The sequence below is a fragment of the Streptomyces chlorus genome (genome assembly GCF_042655885.1).
Taxonomy (GTDB): domain Bacteria; phylum Actinomycetota; class Actinomycetes; order Streptomycetales; family Streptomycetaceae; genus Streptomyces; species Streptomyces chlorus.
Genome location: NZ_JBHSOA010000042.1, coordinates 99,535 through 126,475 on the forward strand (window position 1 = coordinate 99,535; position 26,941 = coordinate 126,475).

Annotated in this window: 25 protein-coding genes and 2 pseudogenes; 13 read left to right on the forward strand and 14 right to left on the reverse strand. The window is 70.8% G+C overall.

What is annotated here, in order from left to right:
• Positions 1 to 136: 136 nt before the first annotated feature.
• The 4 genes from ACFPZI_RS19645 to ACFPZI_RS19660 all read right to left on the reverse strand — a co-directional run bounded on the left by ACFPZI_RS19645 (position 137) and on the right by ACFPZI_RS19660 (position 4,417).
• Entirely contained in the window at positions 137 to 697 is a 561-nt protein-coding gene (locus tag ACFPZI_RS19645) for a TetR/AcrR family transcriptional regulator (protein WP_381364635.1), read from the reverse strand.
• Between the two features lie 7 nt (positions 698 to 704).
• Positions 705 to 1,286: a sugar O-acetyltransferase gene (locus ACFPZI_RS19650; RefSeq protein ID WP_381364637.1), complete on the reverse strand. Its 582-nt coding sequence runs from the start codon at positions 1,284 to 1,286 to the stop codon at positions 705 to 707.
• 68 nt (positions 1,287 to 1,354) lie between these two features.
• Positions 1,355 to 2,602, reverse strand: a complete 1,248-nt coding sequence (locus ACFPZI_RS19655) for an MFS transporter (protein WP_381364639.1) — start codon at positions 2,600 to 2,602, stop codon at positions 1,355 to 1,357.
• Positions 2,603 to 2,884: 282 nt separating this feature from the next.
• Positions 2,885 to 4,417, reverse strand: coding sequence for a pectate lyase family protein (locus tag ACFPZI_RS19660; RefSeq protein ID WP_381364640.1), 1,533 nt, complete (start codon positions 4,415 to 4,417; stop codon positions 2,885 to 2,887).
• An 873-nt stretch (positions 4,418 to 5,290) separates the two neighbouring features.
• On the opposite strand from ACFPZI_RS19660, the gene modA reads away from it, so the two are divergent.
• The 3 genes from modA to ACFPZI_RS19675 are packed head-to-tail and all read left to right on the forward strand — an operon-like array spanning position 5,291 to position 8,135.
• A complete protein-coding gene (gene modA / locus ACFPZI_RS19665) occupies positions 5,291 to 6,112 on the forward strand; it encodes a molybdate ABC transporter substrate-binding protein (protein ID WP_381364642.1) in 822 nt (273 codons plus the stop codon).
• Positions 6,109 to 6,981 (forward strand): molybdate ABC transporter permease subunit, encoded by an 873-nt coding sequence (gene modB / locus ACFPZI_RS19670; protein WP_381364643.1) that lies wholly within the window; start codon positions 6,109 to 6,111, stop codon positions 6,979 to 6,981. Before modA ends, modB begins: the two co-directional genes overlap by 4 nt.
• Positions 6,978 to 8,135, forward strand: coding sequence for an ABC transporter ATP-binding protein (locus tag ACFPZI_RS19675; RefSeq protein WP_381364645.1), 1,158 nt, complete (start codon positions 6,978 to 6,980; stop codon positions 8,133 to 8,135). Before modB ends, ACFPZI_RS19675 begins: the two co-directional genes overlap by 4 nt.
• A 166-nt stretch (positions 8,136 to 8,301) precedes the next feature.
• Here ACFPZI_RS19675 and ACFPZI_RS19680 read toward each other — a convergent pair whose 3' ends face one another.
• The 3 genes from ACFPZI_RS19680 to ACFPZI_RS19690 are packed head-to-tail and all read right to left on the reverse strand — an operon-like array spanning position 8,302 to position 11,266.
• Entirely contained in the window at positions 8,302 to 9,165 is an 864-nt protein-coding gene (locus ACFPZI_RS19680) for an ABC transporter ATP-binding protein (RefSeq protein ID WP_381364646.1), read from the reverse strand.
• Positions 9,162 to 10,271, reverse strand: a complete 1,110-nt coding sequence (locus tag ACFPZI_RS19685) for a FecCD family ABC transporter permease (RefSeq protein ID WP_381364648.1) — start codon at positions 10,269 to 10,271, stop codon at positions 9,162 to 9,164. Before ACFPZI_RS19685 ends, ACFPZI_RS19680 begins: the two co-directional genes overlap by 4 nt.
• Positions 10,268 to 11,266: a FecCD family ABC transporter permease gene (locus tag ACFPZI_RS19690; RefSeq protein WP_381364650.1), complete on the reverse strand. Its 999-nt coding sequence runs from the start codon at positions 11,264 to 11,266 to the stop codon at positions 10,268 to 10,270. The genes ACFPZI_RS19685 and ACFPZI_RS19690 overlap by 4 nt, the downstream gene beginning before the upstream one ends.
• A gap of 84 nt (positions 11,267 to 11,350) precedes the next feature.
• Here ACFPZI_RS19690 and ACFPZI_RS19695 point away from each other — a divergent pair, with 84 nt between their 5' ends.
• Positions 11,351 to 12,310 carry an ABC transporter substrate-binding protein gene (locus tag ACFPZI_RS19695; protein WP_381364652.1) on the forward strand — a complete coding sequence of 320 codons (960 nt, stop codon included), beginning with the start codon at positions 11,351 to 11,353 and terminating at the stop codon, positions 12,308 to 12,310.
• Positions 12,311 to 12,600: 290 nt separating this feature from the next.
• On the opposite strand, the gene ACFPZI_RS19700 is transcribed toward ACFPZI_RS19695, so the two are convergent.
• Positions 12,601 to 12,810: a DUF397 domain-containing protein gene (locus tag ACFPZI_RS19700; RefSeq protein ID WP_381364654.1), complete on the reverse strand. Its 210-nt coding sequence runs from the start codon at positions 12,808 to 12,810 to the stop codon at positions 12,601 to 12,603.
• Positions 12,798 to 13,634 carry a helix-turn-helix domain-containing protein gene (locus ACFPZI_RS19705; RefSeq protein WP_381364656.1) on the reverse strand — a complete coding sequence of 279 codons (837 nt, stop codon included), beginning with the start codon at positions 13,632 to 13,634 and terminating at the stop codon, positions 12,798 to 12,800. The genes ACFPZI_RS19700 and ACFPZI_RS19705 overlap by 13 nt, the downstream gene beginning before the upstream one ends.
• A 247-nt stretch (positions 13,635 to 13,881) precedes the next feature.
• On the opposite strand from ACFPZI_RS19705, the gene ACFPZI_RS19710 reads away from it, so the two are divergent.
• From ACFPZI_RS19710 to ACFPZI_RS19720, 3 genes are all read left to right on the forward strand, one after another.
• Complete coding sequence (locus ACFPZI_RS19710; protein ID WP_381364658.1) at positions 13,882 to 14,142, forward strand: hypothetical protein; 261 nt, start codon at positions 13,882 to 13,884, stop codon at positions 14,140 to 14,142.
• Positions 14,139 to 14,381, forward strand: a complete 243-nt coding sequence (locus ACFPZI_RS19715) for a hypothetical protein (RefSeq protein WP_381364660.1) — start codon at positions 14,139 to 14,141, stop codon at positions 14,379 to 14,381. Before ACFPZI_RS19710 ends, ACFPZI_RS19715 begins: the two co-directional genes overlap by 4 nt.
• A gap of 181 nt (positions 14,382 to 14,562) precedes the next feature.
• Positions 14,563 to 15,330 carry an alpha/beta fold hydrolase gene (locus ACFPZI_RS19720; RefSeq protein WP_381364662.1) on the forward strand — a complete coding sequence of 256 codons (768 nt, stop codon included), beginning with the start codon at positions 14,563 to 14,565 and terminating at the stop codon, positions 15,328 to 15,330.
• A 33-nt stretch (positions 15,331 to 15,363) separates the two neighbouring features.
• Here the strand turns inward: ACFPZI_RS19720 and ACFPZI_RS19725 are convergent.
• The 3 genes and pseudogenes from ACFPZI_RS19725 to ACFPZI_RS19735 form a co-directional block, all read right to left on the reverse strand.
• Positions 15,364 to 16,824, reverse strand: a pseudogene (locus ACFPZI_RS19725) (LacI family DNA-binding transcriptional regulator); the annotation flags it as partial.
• A gap of 222 nt (positions 16,825 to 17,046) precedes the next feature.
• The gene (locus ACFPZI_RS19730; RefSeq protein ID WP_381364666.1) at positions 17,047 to 17,685 is read right to left on the reverse strand and encodes an HD domain-containing protein; all 639 of its coding nucleotides are present in this window, start codon (positions 17,683 to 17,685) and stop codon (positions 17,047 to 17,049) included.
• Between the two features lie 109 nt (positions 17,686 to 17,794).
• Positions 17,795 to 18,808, reverse strand: coding sequence for a GlxA family transcriptional regulator (locus tag ACFPZI_RS19735; protein ID WP_381364668.1), 1,014 nt, complete (start codon positions 18,806 to 18,808; stop codon positions 17,795 to 17,797).
• 341 nt (positions 18,809 to 19,149) lie between these two features.
• On the opposite strand from ACFPZI_RS19735, the gene ACFPZI_RS19740 reads away from it, so the two are divergent.
• The 3 genes from ACFPZI_RS19740 (at position 19,150) to glpK (ending at position 22,449) form a co-directional block, all read left to right on the forward strand.
• The gene (locus ACFPZI_RS19740) at positions 19,150 to 19,602 is read left to right on the forward strand and encodes a hypothetical protein (RefSeq protein ID WP_381364670.1); all 453 of its coding nucleotides are present in this window, start codon (positions 19,150 to 19,152) and stop codon (positions 19,600 to 19,602) included.
• Between the two features lie 318 nt (positions 19,603 to 19,920).
• A complete protein-coding gene (locus ACFPZI_RS19745; RefSeq protein ID WP_381364672.1) occupies positions 19,921 to 20,808 on the forward strand; it encodes an MIP/aquaporin family protein in 888 nt (295 codons plus the stop codon).
• Positions 20,809 to 20,931: 123 nt separating this feature from the next.
• Positions 20,932 to 22,449 (forward strand): glycerol kinase GlpK, encoded by a 1,518-nt coding sequence (gene glpK, locus ACFPZI_RS19750; RefSeq protein WP_381364674.1) that lies wholly within the window; start codon positions 20,932 to 20,934, stop codon positions 22,447 to 22,449.
• Between the two features lie 62 nt (positions 22,450 to 22,511).
• Here the strand turns inward: glpK and ACFPZI_RS19755 are convergent, their stop codons facing one another.
• A complete protein-coding gene (locus tag ACFPZI_RS19755) occupies positions 22,512 to 22,703 on the reverse strand; it encodes a hypothetical protein (protein ID WP_364745500.1) in 192 nt (63 codons plus the stop codon).
• 164 nt (positions 22,704 to 22,867) lie between these two features.
• Here ACFPZI_RS19755 and ACFPZI_RS19760 point away from each other — a divergent pair, with 164 nt between their 5' ends.
• Positions 22,868 to 24,001, forward strand: a complete 1,134-nt coding sequence (locus ACFPZI_RS19760) for a glutathione-independent formaldehyde dehydrogenase (RefSeq protein ID WP_381364675.1) — start codon at positions 22,868 to 22,870, stop codon at positions 23,999 to 24,001.
• A 13-nt stretch (positions 24,002 to 24,014) separates the two neighbouring features.
• Here the strand turns inward: ACFPZI_RS19760 and ACFPZI_RS19765 are convergent.
• Positions 24,015 to 24,443, reverse strand: a pseudogene (locus ACFPZI_RS19765) (RNA-guided endonuclease TnpB family protein); the annotation flags it as partial.
• Between the two features lie 128 nt (positions 24,444 to 24,571).
• Here ACFPZI_RS19765 and ACFPZI_RS19770 point away from each other — a divergent pair.
• Both ACFPZI_RS19770 and ACFPZI_RS19775 read left to right on the forward strand, forming a co-directional pair.
• Positions 24,572 to 25,240, forward strand: coding sequence for a histidine phosphatase family protein (locus ACFPZI_RS19770; protein WP_381364677.1), 669 nt, complete (start codon positions 24,572 to 24,574; stop codon positions 25,238 to 25,240).
• Positions 25,241 to 25,400: 160 nt separating this feature from the next.
• On the forward strand, positions 25,401 to 26,933 hold the full coding sequence (locus tag ACFPZI_RS19775) for an FAD-dependent oxidoreductase (RefSeq protein WP_381364678.1): 1,533 nt from the start codon (positions 25,401 to 25,403) through the stop codon (positions 26,931 to 26,933).
• Positions 26,934 to 26,941 lie beyond the last annotated feature (8 nt).

The window sequence follows — 26,941 nt, forward strand, 5'->3', positions numbered from 1 at the left end:
CGACGTGCGGCGCGGCCGGCGCCCACCGTCCGCGCCGCCGCCCCGAGGGTGGGGCGGAGGTCGAGACGGGGGGAGACGGTCATGCCCGTGCGGCACAGTGGTCAGGACTGTGCCGCACGGGCGGCTGGGGGCCCGCTCATGGCTCCCGGGGCGGGCGGGTTGCCGTGATGCGGGCGATCGCGTCGAGCGTCAGGGCCCGGTCGTGGGGTTCCCGGGACAGGGCGAGGTGGAGGGCCAGTCCCTCGATGAGGGCGTCGAGTTGGCGGGCGGTGTCCGGGTCGAAGTACTTCTCGAGGTGGACCCGGCTGCGGCGCATCCACTCGTGGGTGAGTTCCCGGTAGGCGGGTCGGCGGGCGGCGAGGGCGTACAGCTCCTGGGTGAGCACGAGGTCGCGCCGGCTGCCCTCGGACAGGGCGTGGACGAGGTCGGCCACGGCCGCGATGGCCTCCTCCCGGCCGGCCGGCGCCGCGAGATGCGTGTCGAAGACGCCGACCACATGGCCGGTGAACTCGCCGAACGCCTCCCGGAGCAGCTCGTCCATCCCACTGAAGTGGTACGTCATCGACCCCAGCGGCACCCCGGCACGCTGGGCGATCTTGCGGTGGGAGACCGCCGCGAGCCCCTCCTCGGCGATGAGGTCGAGGGTGGCGGCGACGATGCGTTCGCGCCGCCGCGGGTCGGTGTGTCCGGTGGCCACGGGAGCCTCAGACGTCGCGGACCGGGCGGGCGGGATTGCCGAGGGCGATCACGTTCGCCGGCACGTCCTTGGTGACGACCGCGCCGGCGCCGATCACGGAGTTGTCCCCGATGGTCACCCCGGGCAGGACGATGGCGCCGCCGCCGATCCAGACGTTGTCGCCGATGGTGATCGGCTGCGCGGCCTCCAGCTTGTCGCGCCGGGGCTGCGGCTCCACGGGGTGCGTGGGGGTGAGGAGCTGGACGTTCGGGCCGATCTGGCAGTCCTCGCCGATGACGATGGCCGCGACGTCCAGCGCGGTCAGGTTGTAGTTGACGAAGGTACGCGCCCCGATGGTGATGTTGCTGCCGTAGTCCACGTACAGGGGCGGGCGCACATGCGCCTCCTCGCCCACGGCACCGAGCAGTTCGGCGAGGATCGACTGCGCCGCGGCGGCGTCCTCGACGAAGGCGGCCTGGAAGCGGGCGGCCAGGCGTACGGCCTCCTGCTGCCGGCGGGCGATCTCGGGATCGTCGGCGATGTAGAGGTCGCCCGCCTGCATCCGTTCCAGGTTCGTACGGGGGTCCTGCGCGAAGTGGTCCGTCGCCATGGAAACGACGGTACACCCTGGAGCGTACGAACGTACGCTCAATACGTCCGCCTGATGCTGCGCCCTTCCTACCCCTCGTCGCTTGCCGGTCGACGCTTCCGGGACCCCAGCACCCCGGCGAGCACGACCACGAGCGCGCCCGCGAGGGGCACCACCAGCAGGCCGAGGCGCAGGCCCGCCTCGTCGGCGACGAGCCCGACGACCGGCGGGGAGAGCAGGAAGCCGAGCCGCATCAGCCAGGAGACGATCGTCAGCCCCGATCCGGGCTTGAGGCCGGGCAGTTCGTCGGCCTCGTGCATCGCCGCCGGCACCAGGGTCGCCACGCCGAACCCGGCCGCGGCGAAGCCGAGGATCGTGCCGGGCACCGTGGGCACGGCCAGGGCCAGGCCCATGCCGGCCGCGGCGATGAAGCCTCCGGCACGGGCCACCGCGCGCTGGCCGAACCGGTCGACGAACCGGTCGCCGAGGATCCGGCCGACGAACTGGGCTCCGACCAGGGCGATGAAGCCGGAGGCCGCCAGCGCCGCCGACGCGTTCAGCGAGTCGGAGAGGTAGAGCGCGGCCCAGGAGTTGCCCGCGTCCTCGACGAGCGTGCCGGCGGTGGCGATGAGGACGAGCGCGGCCAGCACGTATCGCGTCCGCGAGGTCAGGAGCGGACGCCCGCCTCCGGTGCTCCCCTTCTCCCGCGACTCCTCCTTCGCCTCCGTCTCCTTCTCCTCGGCCGGCTCGGTGTCGGGTCCCGGCAGGCAGAACCGCAGGGCGACACAAGCGGTGACCCCGAAGAGCACGCCCGAGATCAGCAGGTGCACGCCGAGCGGGAGATCGAGCGCGATCGCCCCGGCGGCCATGGCTCCGCCGGTGACGGCGCCGATGGACCAGATGGCGTGGAAGGAGTTGATGATGGAGCGTCCGTAGCGGCGCTGCACCCGCAGTCCGTGGGCGTTCTGCGCGACGTCGGTGAAGGCGTCCATGGCGCCGGCCAGGAACAGCGCCATCGCGAACAGCATCACCGACTGCGCCAGACCGGCGACGAGGATCCCGGCCGCGGTCAGCAGCGTGCTCGCCACCGCCGCCCGCGCCGAGCCCAGCCGGCGGACGAGGACTCCCGCCCCCAGCCCGGCCACGACGGCCCCCGCCGGGAACGCCGCGACGGCCAGCCCGTAGGCAGCGTTGCCGATGCCGAGATCCGCCTTGATCTGCGGATAGCGCGGCAGGAGGTTCGCGAACAGGGCGCCGTTGGTGAAGAAGAGCACGGCAACGGCCGCGCGAGCCTGCCGCTCGGCCAGGCCCGGCCGGCGCAGTACGTCAATGGTCATGCACGGACCCTATCCGCAGAGCGTACGAACGTACACTCCCCTTTTCGGCGGCACGGCCAACGCCGGGCCCCGGATTTCGGATGCCGTCGGTCAAATCCTCCCGGCGATTTCGGGCCCTCGTGAGCCCGTGCCGGTGGCCCGGGGTGCTCCGGCCGAGGACTGTGTCACTTTCCGGGAAAGTGACACAGTCCGCGGGACCATGCCCCCCGTCCGCCGGATTCGCCGACAGCGTCCAGATTTCGGGGCCGGGACCTGGGGCCGGGCGCGCGACGAGAGGACCGGCTAGCTGGTGTAGGTCTCGAACTCGGCGATCCTCGGAGCGCCGCTCGAGCCGGTGACCTCGAAGGTGATCTTCTTCAGCGAGGTCCGCGGGAAGGAGATGACACCCGCTCCGCTGCCGGAGGTGAGGACGGCGCCGGTGTCGTGGTTGAGGACCCTCCAGTTGCGGATGGCGCCCACGGAGCCTGCCGCCTCCCGGATGTTGATCTTCGACACCGAGGTGGCGGAGGACCACTTGATCGAGACGGAGCCGGTCGAACCGCTCGGCGACCAGTAGGTGCTCAGGCTGCCGTCACGTACGTTGCCGTAGCTGGTCCCGTCGGCCTTGCTGGAGCCGTCGGCGTCGGCACCGAGGCTGAGGTTGGTCCCGGTGGGGGGATCGGTCGGGTCGGTGGGGGGAGTCGTGGGGTCCGTCGGGCCCGGGGTCTGCGGGGTGCATTTGCCGTCCGAGACCTGGTTGCCCTTGTTGGCGCCGGCTGTCCGGTTCACCACGTCCGGTACGCAGCTCGCGCCGTCGAGGCTGTAGGAGTAGGGGATGCCGACCGAGGTGTTGGACGTCGGGTTGGGGCCGGCGGGCTGGTTGTCGCCGCTGCGGGCGGACCATGTCACGTTGTCGAAGATGTTGCCGCTGACCTGCCAGTAGCCGGCTTCGCTGGTGTAGAAGGTGCCGAGGACGTCCTTGGAGTCCTTGAAGTAGTTGTTGTCCACCTTCGCGCGGGCCCCGGCCCGGGAGTTGATGCCGGACTCGCGCAGGTTCACGTAGTGGTTGTTGTAGATGTGCGAGATGCCGCCGCGCAGCAGCGGAGTACGGGAGTCGATGTTCTCGTACTTGTTGTGGTGGAACGAGACGTAGCCGTTGGAGCGGTCGCTCTCGCTGGACCCGATGAGGCCACCACGGCCGGAGTTGCGCAGGATGCTGTACGACAGGGTCACGTACTGGGTGTTGTCCTTCATGTCGAAGAGGCCGTCGTAGCCCTCCGACTCCCCGCCGGACGCCTCGAGTGTGGTGTGGTCGACCCAGACGTTGCGGACGTCGCTCTCCATGCCGATGGCGTCGCCGCCGTTGGAGGTGGGCGAGCCGGACTTCTTGACGTTCCGGACGGTCACGTTCTGGATGATGATGTTGCTGGACTCCCTGATGTGGATGCCCAGTTGGTCGAAGACGGCACCGCTGCCGACACCGACGATCGTGACGTTGCTGATCTGCTTGAGCTCGATCACGCCGGCCGCGGTGTTGCAGCTGCTGCCGGACACCTTGGTGGTGTTGCCGTGGTTGATGGTCCCCTGGACCTCGATGACGATCGGGGTGCTGCTGCTGGCCCGGTTGCACAGGGCCGAGTGGATCGCGGTGCCCGTGGTGGCGCGCACCGTCTGCCCGCCGGCGCCGCCGGTGGTCCCGCCGTTCTGGGTGGCGTAGCCGGTGGCGCTGCCGGTCGCGGCCGACGCCGAGGGCATCGACACCACCAGCCCGGTCGCGGCCGCGAGGGCCGCCGTGGCCAGCGTCGCACCGAGGCGCACTGCTGCTGATCTCTTCATCCGTGTCTCTCCCTGTTCGTCTGCACGTGCCGGGACGGGCGGCATGGATCAGGACATGCGTCATTGCATGGCATGGGCATGTCACATCGAGCGGGGTCGCATCCGCCGGAGATCCCTCCGGACGGCTCCGGCCGCACTCGGCCATGCCCGGCCCTGTGCGGCCGTACTGTGATCACGCCCTGCCGGCGTCCTGATCCTGCCCTGCTGCGGGTGCTGCGAGCGGGTACTGCTGTGCGGGTGCCGTTCTTCGGCTTCGATGCGATCGGGCCGACCACTGCCATGACGGCCCGACAGGCATGCGGGCCGACGTCGGCCACGGGGTCGCCGCGACCGTGCCCCTACGCCGGACCTACGCCGGACCTGTGGCGACTCATGCGCGAAGCCACCTGCCGACGCGGCGACTTCACTCCACTGGATCCGAACCGACAACCGGGGGAAAGCGCTTTCTCCACGGGAGAATAGGGCGGCCTCCGCCGGGCTGGCAAGGCTCCGGACACCATGGGCGCGCTCTTTCGTATCTCATACACCAGCGGCCGTTCATGCTCATCTCGCGCCCGGAGGAGCGGAGTTCGGAGGAAGGCCGCCCGAGCCGCCCCCCTGGACCTCGTACCGACTCCGGGCGGCGCCGAGGTCGAGACCCGCATCGAGGTAGGCCCTGTGCGATTCCAGGAGCTCATGGACTACCACCTCCCGGATGACGGCACCCGGACAGCGGTCCCGAACAAGCCGCACATGCCAACCCTCGATGCCACATAGACAGCTGATGCAATGCGAAAGAACATTTCCAGCTTGCATCTGCGGCAGTATGATCAGCGCATGTGTTCCCGCTGGATCGGTCCGCGAGCAGCAGTAGGCAGAGGGAGAAACCCTGTGATGACCCGCCCCGCACCCCGGACCCGCCTGTCCCGGTCGGCCGGTGCCGGTGCTGCCGTGCTGCTGGTTCTGGGGGCCGCGACGGCCTGCTCCTCCTCCTCCTCGGACGGGGACGAGGCCGGGTCCGGATCCGCCTCGGGCGAGCCGTCCGGCGCGGTGACCGTGTTCGCCGCGGCCTCGCTCACGGAGAGCTTCACGACGTTGGGCGAGCGGTTCGAGAAGGCGAATCCCGGCACCGAGGTCACGTTCAACTTCGGCGGCAGCGACAGCCTCGCCGCCGGTATCACCAGCGGCGCCCCCGCCGATGTCTTCGCCTCCGCCAGCCCCAGGACGATGAAGATCGTCACGGACGCGGGGGACGCCGCCGGCACCCCGGCCACCTTCGTCCGCAACCAGCTGGAGATCGCCACCCTGCCGGGCAACCCGGACCACATCTCCTCGCTGAGGGACCTGACCGACTCGAAGCTGAAGGTCGTCCTGTGCGCCAAGGAGGTGCCGTGCGGGGCCGCCGCGCAGACGGCGCTGGACGCCGCCGGTCTGAAGCTCACCCCGGTGTCGTACGAGCAGGACGTCAAGAGCGCGTTGACGAAGGTCCGGCTGAAGGAGGCCGATGCCGCCCTCGTGTACAAGACCGACGTGCACGCGGCAGGTGACAAGGTGGAGGGCGTGGACTTCCCCGAGGCCGCAGAGGCCATCAACGACTACCCGATCACCCTGCTCAAGGACGCCCCGAACGCCGCGGCGGCCGAGGCGTTCATCGCGTACGTGCGGTCCGACGAGGGCCGGCGGGTGCTGGCGGACGCCGGGTTCCTGACGTCGTGACCCCGGCGGACGCCTCCGGCACTTCCGGCGCCGCGACCGGCCCCCGTAAGGGCACCGGTCCGCGGCGCCGCCGCATGGGGGCGGGCGGCGGGCAGGGCGTGCCGCTGCCCCTGCTGCTGCCCGCGCTGCTCGCCGTGGCGTTCCTGCTGGTGCCGTTGCTCGCCCTGCTGGTCCGGGCCCCGTGGCAGAGCACGCCCGAGCAGCTGACGAGCCCCGCGGTGTGGCAGGCCCTGCGTCTCTCCCTGGTGTGCGCCACCGCGGCGACGGCGGTGAGCCTGGTCCTCGGTGTACCGCTGGCCTGGCTGCTGGCCCGTACGGAATTCCCCGGCCGGGGCCTGGTCCGGGCGCTGGTGACACTCCCCCTGGTCCTGCCGCCGGTGGTGGGCGGTGTCGCCCTGCTCATGGCGCTGGGCCGCAACGGCATCGTCGGGCAGTGGCTGGACGCCTGGTTCGGCATCAGCCTGCCGTTCACCACGGCGGGGGTCGTGGTCGCGGAGGCGTTCGTGGCGATGCCGTTCCTGGTCATCAGCGTCGAGGGCACGCTGCGTGCCGCCGACCGCCGTTACGAGGAGGCCGCGGCCACCCTGGGCGCGTCGCGCTTCACCGCGTTCCGCCGGGTCACGCTGCCGCTGATCGCGCCGGGCATCGCGGCGGGTTCGGTGCTGGCCTGGGCGCGGGCGCTGGGCGAGTTCGGGGCGACGATCACCTTCGCCGGCAACTTTCCCGGCCGGACCCAGACCATGCCCCTCGCCGTCTACCTCGCCCTGCAGAGCGACCCGGAGGCCGCCATCGCGCTCAGCCTGGTCCTGCTCGCCGTCTCGATCGCGGTGCTGGCCGGTCTGCGCGACCGGTGGATGACGGCGTCATGACCCACGCGGGGAAGCGAGGACGCGACGGAATCGCCAAGGTGACCTCCGGCGGGCGGGCCCATAACCACAGACCCGGCGCCGGCGCCCAGCGCGACGGCAGGAGTCCCACAGTTCCCGAGGGCCTCGACGCCCACCTCGTCGTCGACCACGGCACCTTCCGCCTGGACATCGCGCTCACCGCCGCGCCGGGCGAGGTCGTCGCCCTGCTCGGCCCGAACGGCGCCGGCAAGAGCACGGCGCTGCGCGCCCTGGCCGGCCTCACACCCCTCACCACCGGCCATCTCCACCTGGACGGCACCGAGTTGCACCGTGTGCCGCCCGAGTCCCGTCCCGTGGGCGTCGTCTTCCAGGACTACCTCCTCTTCCCGCACCTCACGGCGCTGGACAACGTGGCCTTCGGCCCCCGCTGCCAGGGCGCCACGAAGACGGAGGCACGGGCGACGGCCGCCGCGTGGCTGGACCGCATGGGCCTGGCGGACCACGCCGGCGCCAAGCCCCGCCGCCTCTCCGGTGGTCAGGCCCAGCGGGTGGCCCTGGCCCGCGCCCTGGCCACCAGCCCGAGGATGCTCCTCCTCGACGAACCCCTCGCCGCCCTGGACGCCCGTACCCGCCTGGACGTACGCGCTCAACTCCGCCGCCATCTGGCCGCGTTCGAGGCCGTCGCCATTCTGGTCACACACGACCCGCTCGACGCGATGGTGCTGGCCGACCGTCTGGTGGTCGTGGAGCACGGCAGGGTCGTCCAGGAGGGGACGCCCCAGGACATCGCCCGTCACCCGCGCACCGACTACATCGCGCAGCTCGTCGGCCTGAACCTCTACACCGGCCGGGCCGAGGGTCACACCGTACGGCTGGACGGCGGCCCGGCGATCACCACCACCGAGGATCTCACCGGCCAGGTCTTCGTCGCGTTCCCGCCCGGCGCCGTGACCCTCCACCGCGACCGCCCCACCGGCTCCAGCGCCCGCAACCTCTGGCACTGCGAGGTCGCCGGTATGGAAACCCACGGCGACCAGATCCGCGTCGCCCTCACCGGCGAACTCCCCCTGGCCGCCGACCTCACCACGGTCGCCGCCGCCGAACTCGACCTGCACCCGGGCGCGGAGGTCTGGGCCACGCTCAAGGCGGCCCAGACCCACGCCTATCCGGTCTGACGGCGGGTCCGGTCACCCCCGGAATCACGCGGCGACGCAGGGGGAAGTCCCGCCCCGGGACACCTGTCGGCGACGACGGCCCCGCCGTGCCGTCGAGGCGGGTGGGCGCGTCGAGAACCCGGCGCACGGGGCTCGTCCACGCGTCCCGCGGACGTCCGGGGTGTGTTCAGGCGTCTGCCCCGGAGGGGGTGACGTGGAGGGGGCAGATCACCGGGGTGCCGTGGACCGGGTCGGTGAGGATGGCGCTCTCGACGCCGTAGAGCTCTCGGACCAGGTCGGGGGAGACGATGGTGGACGGCGGGCCCTGGGCGACGATCGCGCCGTCCTTGAGGGCGATCATGTGGTCGGCGTAGCGGCAGGCGGTGGTCAGGTCGTGGAGGACCAGGACCGGGGTGCGGCCCTGGGCGGCCAGTGAGCGGACCAGTTCGAGCACTTCGAGGGCGTGGCCCATGTCGAGGGCCGAGGTGGGTTCGTCGAGGAGGAGGATCGGGGTCTCCTGGGCGACGGCCATGGCGATCCAGGCGCGCTGGCGCTGGCCGCCGGAGAGGGTCTCGAGCGGGCGGTCGGCGAGGTCGTGCAGGTCGGCGGCGGTGAGCGCCTCCTCGACCGCGCGGGCGTCGTCGGCGGACCACTGGCGCAGCAGGCCCTGGTGGGGCTGGCGGCCGTAGCGGACGAGGTCGCGGACGGTGAGGCCGTCGGGGGCGATCGCGGACTGGGGGAGCATGCCGATGGTGCGGGCGATCTCCCGGGTGGGGATCCTGGTGAGTTCGCGGCCGTCGAGGAGGACGGCGCCGCCGCGCGCGGGCAGGGTGCGGGCCAGTCCGCCGAGGAGGGTCGACTTGCCGCAGCCGTTGGGGCCGACGATGACGGTGACCTGGCGTTCGGGCAGCGCGAGGCCGAGGCCGTCGACGACGACCCTGGAGCCGTGGGCCAGGCGCAGGTCGCGCGTGCGCAGGCGGCTGTCGGTCTCGGCCGGGTTCACGGGGACCTCCTGGTACGGGTTCACGGACAGCTCCCGGTCCAAGCTCACAGAGACCTCCTGGTACGGGTGGTGAGCAGCAGCCAGAGCAGATACGGGCCGCCCACGACGGCGGTGACGAGGCCGACGGGGATCTCCAGCGGGGCCAGCACGGTGCGGCCCAGCAGGTCGGCGAGGAGGGTGAAGACCGCCCCGGCGAGGGCGGAGAGCAGGACGGGGACGGAACGGGGCCCGGCGAGGCGGCGGGCGGCCTCGGGAGCGGCGAGGGCGATCATGCCGAGCGGCCCGGCGACGGCGACGGCGAGGCCGCCGAGGACGACGGCGAGGGCGATGACGGCCAGGCGCAGGCCCTTGATGCGGACGCCGAGACCGCAGGCGACGGCATCGGACAGGCGCAGCAGGAGCAGCCGGCGGCCGAGGACCATGGCGAGCGGCAGGACGACGAGCAGCGCGAGGGCGAGCAGGGCCACGGCGTCCTGGTCGCGGCTGTTGAGGGTGCCGACGGTCCAGCCGTAGGCGGCGTTGGCCGCGTCGGCGGCCGAGCGGGCGAGGACGAGGCTGGTGACGGCACCGAAGACGGCGCCGACGCCGAGGCCCACGACGAGGAAGCGGTAGCCTCCGCGTCCGGCTCCGCCGCTGAGGGCGAGGGTGAGGGCGGCGGCGGTGGCGGCACCGGTCAGGGCGGCGCCGCTGGGCAGGAGGCTGGTGGTGAGTCCGGTGACGGAGGCGACGGCGAAGGCGGCGGCGCCGTCGTTGAGGCCGACGGTGTCGGGGGTGGCCAGCCGGTTCTGGGCGAGGGTCTGCATCAGGCAGCCGGCCGCGCCGAGGGCGGCGCCGACGGCCAGGCCCGCCTGCAGGCGCGGCAGCCGCAGGCGTTCGACGACGAGCAGGTCGCGGGGGGTGCCGTCGCCGAACAGGGCGCGCAGCGCGTCCAGCGGGTGGACGAAGATCTCGCCGACGGCGAGGTGCACCGCGCTCGCGGCGATCAGCACGACCAGGGCGGCGGCGGTGCCCAGCAGCGGCTTGCGCGGTATCAGGACGGCGTAGGGACCGGCGGCCAGGCGCCAGGTTCCGGGGAGGGTGAGCGGCGGGCGGCGGGCGGGTGCCGGGGGCTTGGCCGCGGTCGCCGGTCCGGGCGGGGCGGGATGCGTTGTCACAGCGAGGGCAACCTGTGGGATCGGACGACGGCGACCAGGACGGGCGCGCCGAGCAGCGCGGTCATGACGCCGAGGGGCATCTCGTAGGGGCGGGCTACGAGCCGGGAGACGACATCGGCGGTGAGCACGGTGGCGGGGCCGAGGAGGACGGAGACGGCCAGCAGCCGGCGCAGGTCCGGGCCGACCAGGGCGCGCGCGGCGAACGGGACGACGAGTCCGACGAAGGCGACGGGGCCGGCCAGGGCGGTGGCACCGCCGACCAGCAGGGCCACGGCGGCGACCGCGACGGCCCTGACCCGGCCGGGTCGGTGGCCGAGGCCGGTGGCCACGTCGTCGCCGAGGCTCAGGGCGGTCAGGGCGGGTGCGACGAGGACGGCGAGGAGAAGTCCGAGACCGACGACGGGGGCGACGGCACACAGGTCCGCCAGTTCCCGTCCGGCGACCGATCCGATGGTCCAGAAGCGGATCTCGTCGGCGGCGCGGGCGTCGACGAGCAGCATCACCGAGGAGCCGGCGGCCATCAACCCGCTGAAGGCGGCCCCGGCGAGCACGAGGCGGACGGGGTCGTCCCCGGCGCCGCGCAGGCGGGCCGCGCCCAGTGCCAGCAGACATCCGGCACCGGCCCCGAGGACGGCCACGTAGGGGCCGAGGGTGGCGGCCGAGGCGCCGAGGACCAGGGCGACGACCACCGCGAAGGAGGCCCCCGCGCTCACCCCGAGCAGGCCCGGTTCGGCCAGCGGGTTGCGGGCGGCGGCCTGGAGCAGGGCTCCCGCGACGCCCAGGGCCAGACCGACGGCGACAGCGACCAGGGTGCGGGGCAGCCGCAGTTCCAGGACGGTGAACCGGGCATCGCCGTCGGCGCCGCCGAGCAGGGCGGACAGGGCACGTCCCGGTCCGACGTCGCCCGCGCCCAGAAGCAGGCTCGCGATCACCGCGGCCAGCAGGACCCCGGCGCCGGGGAGCAGGCCACGCACGACAAGTGAACGGAGCGTCACCCTCACCCCTCCTTCCATATTCAACAAAGGTGAGGTTAACCTAACTTTGCTTTCGCTATACATCCACCTCCCCTGGAGACATCCATGCCCAGAAGCCGATCTTCGCTGCGCTCCGCCGCTCTCGCTCTGGCCGCCGCCCCGCTGGTCATGGCCCTCGCCGCCTGTGGCGGGTCCGATTCCCCCAACTCCGGTGACAGCAAAGGGAAGACGGCGGCCGACGGGACCGAGCGGGGCGTGCAGACGGCTTTCGGCGAGGTGAAGATCGACGGCACACCGAAGAGGGTCGTCACCCTCAGCGATGCCTCCTTGGACACCGCCCTGTCGCTCGGCATCACTCCGGTGGGCACCAGCGCCGCCCGGGGCGCCGAAGGCGCTCCCGCCTACCTGAGCGACCAGGCCGCCGACATCCCGCTGGTCGCCACGGTGCGGGAACCCAACACCGAGGCGATCCTCAAGGCCGAGCCGGACCTCATCCTCACCGGCGCCAACCTGGAGAAGTCACAGTACGAGACGCTCTCCGCCATCGCGCCGACCATCGTCCCGGCCGCCGGTGACTGGCGCTCCAGCCTCGACACCTACGGCGAGGCGCTGGGCAAGGCCGACGCGCTCGACCAGAAGATCGACGCCCTGGTCGAGCGCGCGGGAAACGCGGGCGACAGCGTCAAGGGCACGGGCATCGTGATGCGGTGGATGCCGGGCGGCCCGATCGTGATGAACTCCGCCAACATGCCCACCGCGATGCTGGAGGAGGCCGGCCTGTCTCCGCTGCCGCTGGCCAAGGACCTCGGCAAGCAGCCGCACTCGGACCCGCTGTCCCTGGAGAACCTCACCAAGGCCGACGCCGACCACGTCTTCATCGCCACGCTGAACGCCGAGGGGGACAAGGCACTGGAGGCCGCCCGCTCCGAGAAGGCCTTCACCCGGATGAAGGCCGTCGAGGCAGGCCAGGACCACGGGGTCGACGGCCAGGTCTGGAGCAGCAGCAACGGCCCGATCGCCATGGAAAAGGTCATCACCGACATCGAGAAGGCCCTCGGCAAGTGACCTGAGCCACCCCGGCCGGAGAACGCCCTACCCTGCAATGGTCCCCGGTCACGCCAACGGCCCCGTGATCCAACGAGGAGACGCTGTTGGCGAATCCGGCGAATCCGGCGGGTCCGGGGTGTGGGGTGTGGGGTGTGGGTCCGCAGACTGTGTCACTTTCCGGGAAAGTGGCACAGTTGCGGCCGGAGCCCTCCCAGGGTCACCGGCACGGGCTCACGGGGCCGGAACCGTCAGGCGGAATTGGCCAACAGCATCCAACGAGGAGACCGCGGGGCCGTCGCCCTACCCGTTCAGCCACCCAACTGCCCGCCCCCGACAGCGGAAACGAAGGACGCCCAGCCAACAGCCGGGAACACGAGCACGGGGCCGTGCGGGATCTTGCTGTCCCGCACGGGGACTACGGCGGCGAAGTCGTCGGAGACCTCGACGCACGCGCCGCCGTCCGAATTGCTGTAAGAGCTCTTGCGCCACGTCACCACGCTCGGATCTATGGTTCGCACGGCATTTCCTCCAACATTCGCAGGACGAACTTCTGCGACTCGGCCGGGGTCAGCGCCAGGTCACGAACTGCATCGTAGGCACTTTGCAGTCTCTCGACCGCCTCACTGTCCTCGATCAGGTCACCACGGTGCGCGTTCTCCGTGTATGCCACGGTCTGCCCCCGCCGCAGGCGCAGAAACCATACGTCGGTGCTGTCGAGCCCGTACGGGCCGGCGCTGAAAGGCAGTACTTGAACGATGATGTTCGGGCGCTCCGCCATCTCGGCCAGGTGCTCCAACTGCCCTCGCCACTCAAGAGTGTCCAGCAGGGCAGTGCGCAGGACCGCCTCGGAGAGGATGGTCCGAAAACGCGGCGCGCCCTCCCCTTCCAACAACTCCCGCCGCCCCGTCCGGGCATCGATCTGCTGGTCGAGTCCCTTCCCCCTCAGCCCGCCCGCCGTCAGCACCTCCCGCGCGTACCCCGGCGTCTGCAACAGCCCCGGCAGCACGCTCACCGCGAAGTGCCACAGGCTCACCGCCTCCGCCTCCAGCGCCATGTACCGGCGGTACCGCTCACGGAACTGCGTATGGTCCCCGGCGGCCAGCTCCCACAGGGCCAGCAGCAGGCCCGGGGTCCCGTAGTGGGTGTCGAGGGCCTGGACGACCTCCGGGCTGCCGAGCGTCTCGCCCTTCTCCATCTTGCCGAACAACGACCAGTCCCAGCCCAGCCGTTCGCCGAGTGCCCGCAGGCTCATACCGCTCGCGGCCCGTAACGTCCGCAGCTCCTCGGCGAACCGCTGGCGGGGTTCCTGGCTGCGGCCGGTGATGGCGCGTCGCTGCGACATACCGCTCCTTCCGGGACGTGCTGATGAACGATGCGGCTGTGTGGGCCGTGTGGACTCCGTGGAACCACCCCCGCGCCACGGGGACCCACTTCCCCGTCCACGGCGTGGGCGCCCGCACCACGGGCATCCTTGTAACGACTGGACTACGCAACGTAATACACCCAGCGCAGTCGGGTCAGGTGATCGGCGAAACCGCGTCGATCACGGCACGCCCGGACACGGCCCACCGCACCTTGACGAGGACCCCATGCCGCACACCCCCAAGATCCACGAAGCCCTCGAGGCCCGCGACGCCCTCGCCACCGCCCTCACCCGAGCCGGTATCCAGCTCCCCGCGATGGACGTCCGTACCCCCTGGGCGGACGACCGCAGAACCGGCGAAGCCCCCTACGCCCTTGTCCACCTCGGCGTGTGCTCGGCCCCGGTCGCCCTCGCGCTCGCGGACGTGATCACCAGGGGGGTTGCGAAGGGAAGCGCGGTGGGCAGCGCGGAGGGAGTCGCCGAGTGACGGACGACGTCAACCACGATGTCGACGGGCTTCCCGGCATCGGCGCGGCCGTCCGCGACACCGTGCGCGACCGCGTCGGGCGGGTCATGGGGCACGTGGGCCCGCACGTCCAGCTCCGCCCGCTCGTCGGTGGCCGAGAATGGGACGCCGACCCGCTCCACCTGTGCCCCCTCACCCCGTCCGAGCTGCTGAGCGCCCTCGTCGCCGAGGCGAGCGCCCGCAGCAGACAGCCAGGGTGACGGCGCTCAGCCGCCATGGGCGTGCCATGGGCGTTGTCGGGCCTGCCAGTCGCATGTTCCTCGGCACTCGGGGACGTTGCGCCGGGGGGCGGGGCCGGGGAGATCAGTCCCGGTGCGGTGAGGTCCGGCGACCGTGACTATCCTCGTCTCTCCACTGATCCCGACCGCAGGAGAGCCGACCGTGCGCAATGCCGCCGTGACACCCGAGGGTGACCGGATCCGCTGGGTCGAGCTGCCGGGGCAGGAGCCTTCCCGCGTTTACGTGCACGGTCTGGGTGCCATGTCGCCCGCCTACTTCGCGCAGGTGGCGGTGCATCCGCTGCTGGCCGGCCGCCGTTCGCTGCTGATCGATCTGCTCGGTCACGGCATCAGCGACCGGCCGACGGACTTCGACTACTCCCTGGAGTCGCACGCCGATGCTCTCGCCGGGGCGCTGACCGCGGCGGGGGTCGCCGATGCGGAGCTGATCGCGCACAGCATGGGTGGCTCGGTGGCCGTCGTCCTGGCCGCGCGGCACCCGCACCTCGTGGCCCGTCTGGTCCTGATCGACGCCAACCTCGACCCGATCCAGCCGCGGCCCGGTGTCCTCGGCAGCAGCGGTATCGCCGCGTACTCCGAGGAGGAGTTCCTGGCGGGCGGCTGGGAAGAGGTCCGTGACCGGGCCGGTGAGCACTGGTGGTCCACGATGCGCCTGGCGGGCCGTGCGGCGCTGCACCGCAGCGCGGTCCACCTCGCCCGCGGCACCGTCCCCACCGTGCGCGCACTCCTGCTCGACCTGAAGATCCCCCGCACCTTTCTGGTGCCGGAGGCCGACGGCCCGCTGCCCGGCACCGACGCGCTGGAGGCTGCGGGCGTGCACGTGGTCGCGATCCCGGAGTGCGGGCACAACATCATGCTGGACAACCCGGAGGCTTTTGCCCACGCCACCTCGGCCGCGCTCACGGGCTGAGACAGTTGTCCCGCCGCCTTACGGACGTACGCCCTACGCCCGAGGCGGCGCCGTCGACCTGCGCGGCACGAGCGAGGGGGTCGCCACGGGGCGGGGCCGGACCTTCTCACCGGCGATCACGTCGAACAGGACTTCGGTGACCTCCGCCCCGAATCGATGCACGTCGTGGCTCATCGCCGACAGGGTCGGATGCGTCAGGCGGCACAGCTGGGAGTCGTCCCAGGCCAGCAGGGACAGGTCGTCGGGCACGGAGACGCCCCTCTCGGCCGCCACGCCCAGTCCCGCGACGGCCATGATGTCGTAGACGATCGCCGTGGGGCGGTCGGGTGTCAGCAGCAGTGTGCGGGTCGCCCGTGCGCCTTCCTCCCCCGAGAAGCCCGTCTCGACGTGCCGGCCGCCGTGCAGGCCGAGTTCCGCGAGCGTCCGGTCGAACGCCTCCGCCCGGATGGCACTGTGGCCGAGTCCGGCGGGTCCGCACACCCGCGCGATGCGCCGGTGGCCGAGAGCCGCGAGGTAGCGCACGGCCTCGGCAACGGCGGGGACGGTCAGGTCGAGGACCTGTTCCACCAGTACGGTGCCGTCCGCGCGCATGCGGCGCAGGCTCACGGAGGTGTGCCACGGCTCGGCGGACTGGTTGATCACGGCGAGCACCGGGCGGTCGGTGTCGCCGTCCGCGCCCGGCTGGAGCGTCAGGAGGCGGTCGGCGTAGACCCGGCGCAGCTCGTGGTAGAGCGGCTTGAGGCGGCTGTCGCCGTCCACCGCGGACCACGAACTCACCGGCCAGCAGTCGTTGAGCTGCCAGACCACGGTGCCGGCGCACACCGGCCAGTGCGACCGCCAGTGCTCGATCCCGCCGGCGACCGCGCGGGCCTGCACAACCTGGGTGAGGTAGTGCCAGCGGTCGAAGTCGTCCTCGGGCGGGGTGAAGTGGCGCGCCAGGCCCCGGTCCAGCTTGCCGTTGCCGTCCTCGGCCTTCTGGTGGTGGAGCATGCCGAGCGAGTCGGGGGCGAGCCGCTCCCCGGGGAGCGCACGCCTCAGGGTGGCCAGCGCCGGCGGTGCCTGCCAGCCGAACTCCGCCACGAAGCGGGGCACACTGTCGCGGTACTCTGCGTAGTCACGGCGGTTCCACACCTCCCAGGAGTGGTGGGTGCCGTGCGCGGGGTCGTTGGGGTGGTGGTCCCAGGAACCGGACCAGGGGCTGCCGGCGGTGTAGGGACGGGTGGGGTCGAGTTCGGCGACGACGCGGGGCAGCAGGTCCAGGTAGTACCCGCCGCCCCACGAGTCGCCGCGCAGGGCGGGCTCCCATTCCCAGTCCCGGAACCCCCACAGGTTCTCGTTGTTGCCGTTCCACAGGACGAGGCCCGGGTGCGGCATGAGCCGGACGACGTTGTCCCGAGCCTCGGCCTCCACCTCGCCGCGCAGAGGCTGTTCCTCCGGGTAGGAGGCGCAGGCGAAGAGGAAGTCCTGCCAGACCATGAGGCCCAGCTCATCGCAGAGGCGGAGCACCGCGGCGGACGGCGTGCCGTGCGGGACCACGCCACCGACCTGGAGCAGAGGGCGGCGGCGGAACCCGCGATCGTCCACAGCTTCGACACCGCTGCCGTGGGTTCTCCGGGAGTCACTGGGCCCGCCGGCACGGCATTCCGGTCCTGTCCGGCACTGCGTCCGCCGGGGCGACGTGCTCGCCGCCCCGGCGGACAGCCCTCGGACGTGCGATCACTCCGGCCAGGCGGAGTTCTGGATGACCTCGACGAAGTCGGTGCGGCGGAAGCCGGGCACGAAGTGTTCCAGCACGTCCGCGTTGACCGTGCCGAAGGTGGTGTCGGGACGGTGCCTGAAACCGTCCGTGAACGCCTGCAGGATCTGCTGCTTGAAGTCGGGGCGCGGATGCGCGGCGGTGACCTCGTCGATCTCGGTCCGGCTGATGTTCGCCAGGCGCAGCCCGAGTACGTCGGTCTCGACGCCCGCGGTGGTGGCCGCGATCTCGGGGGCCATCTTGTACGGCACCTCCGGTGTGGTGTGCAGGGCGACGGCCGTCCACACCGTGTCCGCGTCACCGGCCGGGATGTCATGGCTGAGCAGGAAGGCGCGCGCCTGGTCCGCGCCGTCCACCTCGAACCGCTGGTCGTCGCTGCGGTACGGCGGCACCAGACCCGTGTCGTGGAAGAGTGCCGCCACGTACAGCAGCTCCGGGTCGGGCCGGATGCCCAGGGCCCGGGCCTGGAGGCTGCCGAAGAGGTAGACCCGCCGGGAGTGGTGGAAGATCAGCGGCGGGGTGGTGTCGCGGATCAGTTCGGTGGCGTCCTGGGCGAGCTTGCTGTCGGGGATCTCGATACCGGCGATCTTCTCGGTCACGGTGGCCTCCCTGGGGAACGATGACGTGGGTGGTTTGTTGTACTTCTACACTCCGCCAGGACCGCCTGCCGTGTCCGCTACCGGATGGCCGACAACACCTCGAAAACGGTCACGGCCCGTCGTGACCGTCCGGGTCGGTGGGTGACACGGGACGACGGGGTGCGGGCCTCGTGGTGGTGAAGCGGTCCCGGTAGCGGGTCGGTGACACGCCGAGGTGACGGGCGAAGGCGCGCCGCAGACTCTCGTAGCTGGGGAAACCCGACAGCGAGGCGGCTTCGGTGGCGCCGTGCCCGGAATCGAGGAGGGCCTTGGCCATGTCGAAGCGGATCAGTTCCACGTACTTCATCGGCGAGGTCTTCAGTTCGGTGCGGAACATGCGGGTCAGGTGCCGAGGGCTGACCCGGGCCCATTCCGCGAGCGTCTCCAGAGTGTGGTCGGCGGCCGGGTCGGCCTGCACGAGGTCCTGGACCAGCCGCAGGACCGGGGTCCGGGGCGCGGGGCCCTGGAGCGAGGCGGAGAACTGCGACTGTCCGCCGGGCCGCTGCATGAAGACCACCAGCGAGCGGGCGACACTGCGGGCCAGACCGGGACCGTGGTCCTCCTCCAGCAGGGCCAGCGCCAGGTCGATCCCCGCGGTGACACCGGCCGAGGTGTAGATCGAACCGTCCTTCACGTAGAGGGCGTCCGGTTCCACCCGCGTCGACGGATAACTGCGGGCCAGCAACGCGGTGTGCTGCCAGTGCGTGGTCGCCCGTCTGCCGTCCAGCAGTCCCGCCCCGGCCAGGATGAACGCCCCGGTGCAGATCGAGGCGACCCGTCCGGCGCTGCCCGCGAGCCGGTGCGCGGCCGCCCCGAGGTTCGCCTCGACGGGGCGGCCCGGCAGCAGGTCACCCCCTGCGACCAGCAAGGTGTCGAAGGCGGGGGCCGACTCCGTGTCCGAGTCCACCGGTATCTGGAGACCGATGGATGTGCGCACCGGGTTTCCGTCGACCGAGACCACGCTCAGTCGGTAGTTCGCCCCGTACCGGTTGGCCTCACTGAAGACTTCCGCCGGCCCCGACAGGTCGAGCATCTTCATGTCGTCGAACACCAGAACGCCCACGCGATGTTCTGTCTCCGCCACTCGTTCGTCCTTTGCCTTCAACCAGTTCCTCGGCCCCCGGCCGACGCGCGAACCGGCGGCCGGCCGTGCTCAACTCTGGCAGCAGGAGGGCGGAAGAAGCCGCAGGAGCTCTTCGACGATTCAGGCCGGTGGCGGTCCCTCGACCACAACGCGTGTCAGGCCGTGAACCCGTCGGCTGTGGTTCCGGAGCGGTGACGTGACCGAGTACTGCTCAAGGGCTCGGTGAGAGTACGGCGACAGGTGGTGCCGGTGGGCAAGTTCACGCAGGTGAAACGGGTTGACTCGCTCACTTTTCGACTGTTGTCTACTCCTTCACAGTCCGCATGTCCGGGGGGTATCCGATGAACCACATCCGTCGCTCCGCCGTGTCCGCGCTCGTCGTGGCCGGCCTCGTATTCGGTCTCGGCGCCTGCTCCGAAGCCACCGACAAGGCCGCCCAGCGGGCGGAGGACGCGGCGCTCGAGGAAGTCGACGAGCAGATCAGCGAAGAGTACGAGGTCACCTATGAGGTGACCGGCGAGAAGGTCGACTCCATCGACTTCAACGCCGGTGGCGGGGACGCGTCCGATCCGAAGTTCGAGACGGTGGAGAACCCCACGCTGCCGTGGAAGAAGACGGTGCAGCTGCGTGGCATCGAGGCGCCCGCCGTCATGCCGCTGACCGTGGACGTCGATGACGCCTCCGGTGAGATCACTTGCAAGATCGTTTACAAGGGCAAGACGCTGGTCGAGGAGTCCGGGGCGGGCGCGGTTTCCGTGGCCGGATGCGTCGCTGTCTCACCGATCGTCGGCTGAGCCGGTACCCCGTGAGGGCGGCGCCACCCGACTGAACGCCCCGCCCGGCTCCGCTCGCCGCCCCAACCGGATCACCTCGGGGCCATGCTGTCCGTGAAGTGACCTCTCAGGAACCGCCCTGACGGCGGGCGGCCCCACCGCTCGTCCACGCACCGGAGCACCGGTGCCGCCCACCGGGCCGCCTCGGGCCGAGAACGGAAAAGCGCCATTACTCCATGGGAGGGAAATCCGGCGCCGCGCAGGCGGGATCCCCCCGGTAGACATAGGCTTCCGGCGATAGGCAGGGCAAGTCTGCACTATTCTAGCCGAGGAGAATCGATGGCTGAACGAATTGTCCATCGACGCGGTTACCAAAAAGGTCTCGCCGGTGAGATGCTCGCAGAGTTCCTGGGAACATTCGTTCTGATTCTATTGGGCACCGCATCGGTGGCCGTTGCCGTCGTCGGCCTGCCCGGATCGGGTCGACAAACAGTGGACTTCGGCCCCGCCAACTGGCTCATCATTTCATGGGGCTGGGGTCTCGCCGTGGTATTCGGCGTGTATGTGGCCGGCGGTATCAGCGGCGCCCACATCAATCCCGCGGTGACTCTGAGCTTCGCCGTTCGACGGGACTTCCCCTGGCGGAAGGTCCTGCCCTACTGGCTGGCGCAGGTCGTGGGGGCGTTCGTCGCCGCCTCGCTCGTCTACGCGTCCTACCGGTGGGCGATCGACGCGGCCAATGCCAAGGCGGGGGTCCCACGGGACGAATCACTGGCGACGTACTCGATTTTCGCCACATTTCCCGCCGAATACTTCGGAAATTCCTGGTGGGGCCCCTTGCTCGACCAAATCGTGGGCACCGGGATTCTACTGCTGCTGATCTGCGCACTCATCGACACCCGCAATACGGCTCCGATGTCCAATCTGGGCCCATTCCTCATTGGCCTGGTGGTCGTCGCGATCGGTTTGACGTTCGGCACCAACGCCGGATATGCGATCAATCCCGCCCGGGACTTCGGGCCCCGGCTGTTCACCTTCTTCGAAGGCTGGGGCTCTATTGCCCTGCCTGGAACCTTCCAATGGTTCAGCGGGTACTGGTGGATCCCCATTGCCGGTCCCCTCATCGGCGGAGTCATCGGGACCGGAGTGTACGACCTGCTCATCAGCCCGGTGCTCAAGGCCAGGCTCGGAGAGGCCGAAGAGGGCCCGGCCACCGAGGAACCCTAGGCACAGGCGGCCGCGCCCGGCTTCACCTGGTGGCTGGGGGAGGGTCGCCGCGAGCACACCGTCCGACGCGCCCCCTGCCCCGGAGCGCGCAATCCCGCACGACCACGAGAAGAGGTGGCCACGATGCCCGAATTCGTCGGCGCGGTGGACCAGGGCACCACCAGTACACGCTTCATGATCTTCGACCACGCCGGGAACGAGGTGGCGAAGCACCAACTCGAGCACCGCCAGATCCTGCCGCGGTCGGGGTGGGTCGAGCACGACCCGGTGGAGATCTGGGAGCGCACCAACACGGTGATCCAGAACGCCCTCCGTGCCGGAAACCTGTCGGCTGCCGATCTGAAGGCCATCGGCATCACCAACCAGCGCGAGACGACCGTGGTCTGGGACCCGCGCACCGGCCGCCCGTACTACAACGCCATCGTCTGGCAGGACACGCGCACCGACAGCATCGCCGCCACCCTCGAACGTGACGGCCACGGCGAGGTCATCCGCCACAAGGCCGGCCTGCCGCCGGCCACCTACTTCTCCGGCGGCAAGATCAAGTGGCTGCTGGAGAACGTGGACGGACTGCGCGAGGCCGCCGAGGCGGGCCACGCCCTGTTCGGCAACACGGACGCCTGGGTGCTGTGGAACCTCACCGGCGGGCCCAACGGCGGTGTGCACGCCACCGACGTGACCAACGCCAGCCGCACCATGCTGATGAATCTGGAGACCCTGGACTGGGACGACGAACTGCTGGGCATTTTCGGCATCCCGCACGCGATGCTGCCGGCCATCCGTCCCTCGTCCCATCCCGAGGCGTACGGCCAGGCCCGGACCTCCCGGCCACTGAGTGCCGCCGTGCCGATCACCGGCATGCTCGGAGATCAGCAGGCGGCGACCGTCGGCCAGGTCTGCTTCTCCCCCGGCGAGGCCAAGAACACCTACGGCACCGGCAACTTCCTGGTGCTCAACACCGGTACGGAGCTGGTGCGTTCGCAGCACGGTCTGCTGACGACGGTGGCGTACCAGTTCGCCGGCAGCCCCGCGATCTACGCGCTGGAGGGATCCATCGCCGTCACCGGCGCGGCCGTGCAGTGGCTGCGCGACCAGCTGAAGATCATCAGGAGCGCCCCGGAGAGCGAGCAGTTGGCACGTTCGGTGGACGACAACGGCGGGATGTACTTCGTGCCGGCCTTCTCCGGCCTGTTCGCCCCGTACTGGCGCTCCGATGCCCGCGGCGCCATGGTCGGTCTGGCCCGCTTCAACACCGGTGGTCACATCGCACGGGCCACACTGGAAGCCATCTGCTACCAGAGCCGCGACGTGGTCGATGCCATGGAACAGGACTCGGGCGTCCACCTGGACGTGCTCAAGGTCGACGGCGGCGTGACCGCGAACGACCTGTGCATGCAGATCCAGGCCGATGTGCTGGGTGTGCCGGTCAGCCGTCCGGTGGTCGCCGAGACCACCGCGCTGGGCGCCGCCTACGCCGCCGGCCTCGCCACCGGCTTCTGGCGCGACACCGACGAACTGCGCTCGCACTGGCAGGAGTCGAAGCGCTGGAGCCCGGTGTGGAGCGAGGAGCAGCGCCAGAGCGGTTACCAGGACTGGAAGCGGGCCGTGGAACGCACCCTGGACTGGGTCAAGGTCACCTGACGACCGGCAGTCCGGCAGTCCGGCAGTCCGGCAGTCGCAACGTAGCTGTCGCGACGCAGCTGTCAGCGGTCGGCGATGTCCTCGCGGAGACCGTCGGAGAATTCCCACCACGACAGAGGAAGCCAGTCGCCGTTGACGAAGGCATCGACGGTCGCGCCGCGGCCACGGACCGTGACGGTTGTTCCTGGCGGGTACGTGATGCCTGACAATCCCGGCACGGGGACGAGTAGGGTCCCCAGCCTCTGCGCTGCCATAGTCCGTCACTCCCTTCCTGGTGCGGCGTCGAAAGCTTATACGTCCCGAGATTACCGGTTTGCCCGATCCGGTAGACCGGAGAATCATGAGAGCTGAGTCACGCGGAGAGCGGGCCGGGGCGTGACGACCGGATACGTACGCCATCGAGCAGGAGGTCGCATCCATGAAGGCCGTCGTGTACAAAGAACCGTTCACCGTCGCGGTCGAAGAGGTCGACAAGCCCAGCATCCAGCATCCGAACGATGTGATCGTGCGGGTCAGCTCCACCGCGATATGCGGCTCCGACCTGCACATGTACGAGGGCCGCACCGCCGCCGAGCCCGGCATCGTCTTCGGTCACGAGAACATGGGAATCATCGAGGAAGTCGGCCAGGGCGTCACCTCGCTCAAGGAGGGCGACCGCGTGGTCATGCCCTTCAACGTCGCCTGCGGCTTCTGCGTCAACTGCGTCGAGGGATTCACCGGCTACTGTCTGACCGTCAACCCCGGTTTTCCGGGCGGCGCGTACGGCTACGTCGCCATGGGGCCCTGGAAGGGTGGCCAGGCCGAGTACCTGCGCGTCCCCTACGCCGACTTCAACTGCCTGAAGCTGCCGCCGGGACAGGAGCACGAGACCGACTTCATCCTGCTCGCCGACATCTTCCCCACCGGCTACCACGGCTGTGAACTCGCCCAGGTGCGCCCGGGCGAGAGCGTTGCGGTGTACGGCGCGGGGCCGGTCGGGCTCATGGCCGCCTACTCGGCTCTGCTGCGCGGCGCGAAGAAGGTGTTCTCCGTGGACAGGGTCCCCGAGCGGCTGCAGAAGGCCGAGGAGATCGGCGCGGTTCCGATCAACTTCGCCGAGGGCGACCCGGCCGAGCAGATCAAGGAGCAGACCGAGGGCATCGGCACGGACAAGGGCGTCGACGCCGTCGGCTACCAGGCGACGGCGCACGGCGCGGACCACGAAGAACCGGCGACCGTCCTGAACTCGCTCATCGCTACGGTCCGGGCCACCGGAGCGCTCGGCGTGCCCGGCCTCTACGTCCCGTCCGACCCAGGAGGCCCGGACGAGCAGGCCAAGCACGGCATGCTCCTCGTCGCGATCGGCAAGCTCTTCGAGAAGGGCCTGCGGATGGGTACGGGACAGTGCAACGTGAAGCGCTACAACCGGCACCTGCGCGACATGATCATCGAGGGCAGGGCGAAGCCCAGTTTCGTCGTCTCCCACGAACTGCCCCTGGATCAGGCGGCGTCGGCCTACGACAAGTTCGACAAGCGGATCGAGGGCTACACCAAGGTGGTGCTGCACCCTTGACGTGCTCCCTGGTCTAAAAGCCAGGGATTCCGGCCTGGGTCGGCTGACCCTTCCGGGGGCTTCCTGCTTCACCGCGCCGTGCCGGGACTTTCGTCCTGGTTCTACCGGCGCTCCACGAGGCGTTTGGCGTCTCCGCCCGTCCGGCGGCGACGACTCGGCGTCCTTCGAACAGGACGTTGCGGGCTGCGTTGTGGTCGCGGTCATGGACGGTGCCGCACTCGCCGCACGTCCACTCCCTTACCTGCAGAGGCTTGGGTCCGTCCCTGAATCCGCAGGCCGAGCAGACCTGGGAGGACGGGAAAGCACGGTCCACCTTGGCGAAGGTGCGGCCGTGCTTGACCGCCTTGTACTCCAGCATGCCGACGAACGCGGACCAGCCCGCGTCGTGCACGGACTTGGCGAGCCGGGTGCGGCCGAGAGCGGACACCGCGAGGTCTTGAAGCTTCCACTTGATCGTGGACACCAGGAGACTGGGATCTGAGGTTCCATGCGCCCCGCCGACCGGGGCCAGGTCCAGAGGTGTCAGAGTGGAGATCCCAGACCAGCCACCCTGGAGACAGGCCCGTCCACATGCGCTTGCTGCTCATCCGCCATGGTCAGACCCCGTCCAACCTCAAGCACCTGCTGGACACAACGGAACCGGGGCCGGAGCTGACTCCCCTGGGTCGGCAACAGGCGGCCGCCCTCCCGGCAGCACTCGCGGCGGAGGAGATCGGCGCGCTCTACGCGTCCACGCTCCTCCGCGCCCAGCTCACCGCCGAGCCGCTGGCGGCCTGGACGGGGCTGGAGGTCCGGGTGCGGGACGGCATCCGGGAGCTGTCTGCCGGCGACCTGGAGATGCGGGGCGACGATCAGGCCGTCGAGACGTACCTGACCACCGTCTTCGCCTGGTCGGCGGGAGACACCGGGCTCCGCATGCCGGGCGGGGAGAACGGCGTGGAGGCGCTGCAACGCTTCGACACGGTGGTCGAAGAAGCCGCGGACACAGGGGCGCAGACCGTGGCCATGGTCAGTCACGGTGCCGCCATCCGTATGTGGGCGGCGGCCCGGGCCGAGAACCTCGACGTCGACTTCGCGGCCCGGCACGCGCTCCAGAACACCGGCGTCGTCATCCTCTCCGGCGCCCCCGACGAAGGCTGGCGGGTCCATACCTGGGCAGGCCGGTCGGTCGGTCCCGCGGCCGGCGTCCCCGGCGCGAGCGGTCCGGCGGGGGAAGCCGTGGAGGTCGTCGAGGCCTGACCGGTCTCGTTCGTCCGTACCCCGCCGCAGGTCCGTACCCCACGCAGGTCCGGAACGACGTGTTCGGTTACTCGACGGTGCATGCGGTGGCACAGGGCCGCTCAGGGGAAGAAAAGGCCCGCCGCGTCTCCTTCCGACCGTGGAGGGGAACACGTGGTCCATGACCACGCGACCTGAACTGCCCGGCATGGCCGAGTCGTACTGGATGGCTACCGCACCGGGCACCCGATGGTCCGCATCGGAGACCGACACCACGGCGGACGTCGCCGTGATCGGGGCAGGCATGGCCGGCCTGAGTACCGCCTGGGAACTGACCCGGGCCGGGCGGAGCGTAGTCGTGCTGGAGGCGGACCGCGTTGCCGCCGGGGTGACCGGCTACACGACGGCGAAGCTCACCGCGGCTCACTCTCTCGTGTACGAGCGGCTGCGCCGCACTCGTGGACCGGAGGGCGCACGCCAGTACGCCCGGTCCCAGCAGGCGGCGGTGGAACGGGTCGGATCGGTGGCGGCCGAACTGGGTGTCGACTGCGACTTCGAGCGGTCGTCGGCCCTGACCTTCACCACTGACCCGCAGCGCCGTGCCGTGTTCGAGGCCGAGGCCGAGGCGGCCGCGGAAGCGGGGCTGGACGCGTCCTTCGTGACGGAGACCGACCTCCCCTTCCCGGTGGCAGCGGCCGTGCGCATCGCGCACCAGGCGCAGTTCCACCCGCGCAAGTATCTGCTCGCCCTCGCGGACGACATCACCGCACGAGGCGGTGTCATCCATGAGCGGACCCGGGTGACCGGCCTCACCGAGGGCCGTCCGTGCAAGGTGAAGACCGAGCGGGGCACGACGATCACGGCGAAGGACGTCGTCGTCGCCACGCACTACCCGGTCTTCGACCGGGCCCTCCTCTTCGCGCGCCTGTCACCGCGCCGCGAACTGGTCGTCGCCGCTCCCCTGCCGGCCTCTGTGGCGCCGGAGCACATGTACATCACGGACGACATGGGCAAGCGGTCGGTCCGTACCGCTCCGCTCGACGAGGGCAGGCGTCTGCTGATCGTCACGGGCGAGGAGTTCACGCCCGGCACGAACGACAGCCGCGAGCGGTTCCTCCGGCTGGACGCCTGGATGCACGAGCACTTCCCGGTCGGTGACACGGCGTACCGGTGGGCCGCCCAGGACAACGACGCCAGCGACGGTGTACCGCTGGTGGGCCCCTTCCACCCCGGCGCGCACCACGTGTACGTGGCGACCGGGTTCGGCGGCTGGGGCATGAGCGGCGGCGCCATGGCCGGACAGTTGCTGGCATCGACGATCACCGGCACGGAACCCGAGTGGGCGGGGCTCTACGACCCGCGTCGGCTGCGCAGCACCGTCCGGGAGGGCACGTCGCTGCTGAAGCAACAGGCGGAGGTCGCCCGGCACTTCGTGGGCGACCGGCTGAAGAGCAGCCACGTCGACTCCGTCGCCGAGATCGCCCCCGGATCGGGCGCGGTCGTGCGCGTCGAGGGACGGCGCTGCGCCGTCTACCGCGACGAGGGCGGGGCCGTGCACGCCGTGTCGGCGCGGTGCACCCATCTCGGGTGCCTGGTCGCCTTCAACGAGGCGGAAACCGCGTGGGAGTGCCCTTGCCACGGTTCACGGTTCGGCGTCGACGGCGAGGTGCTTCACGGCCCGGCGCTGCGACCGTTGCCCCCGCGGACGGTGTGAGCGCCCGC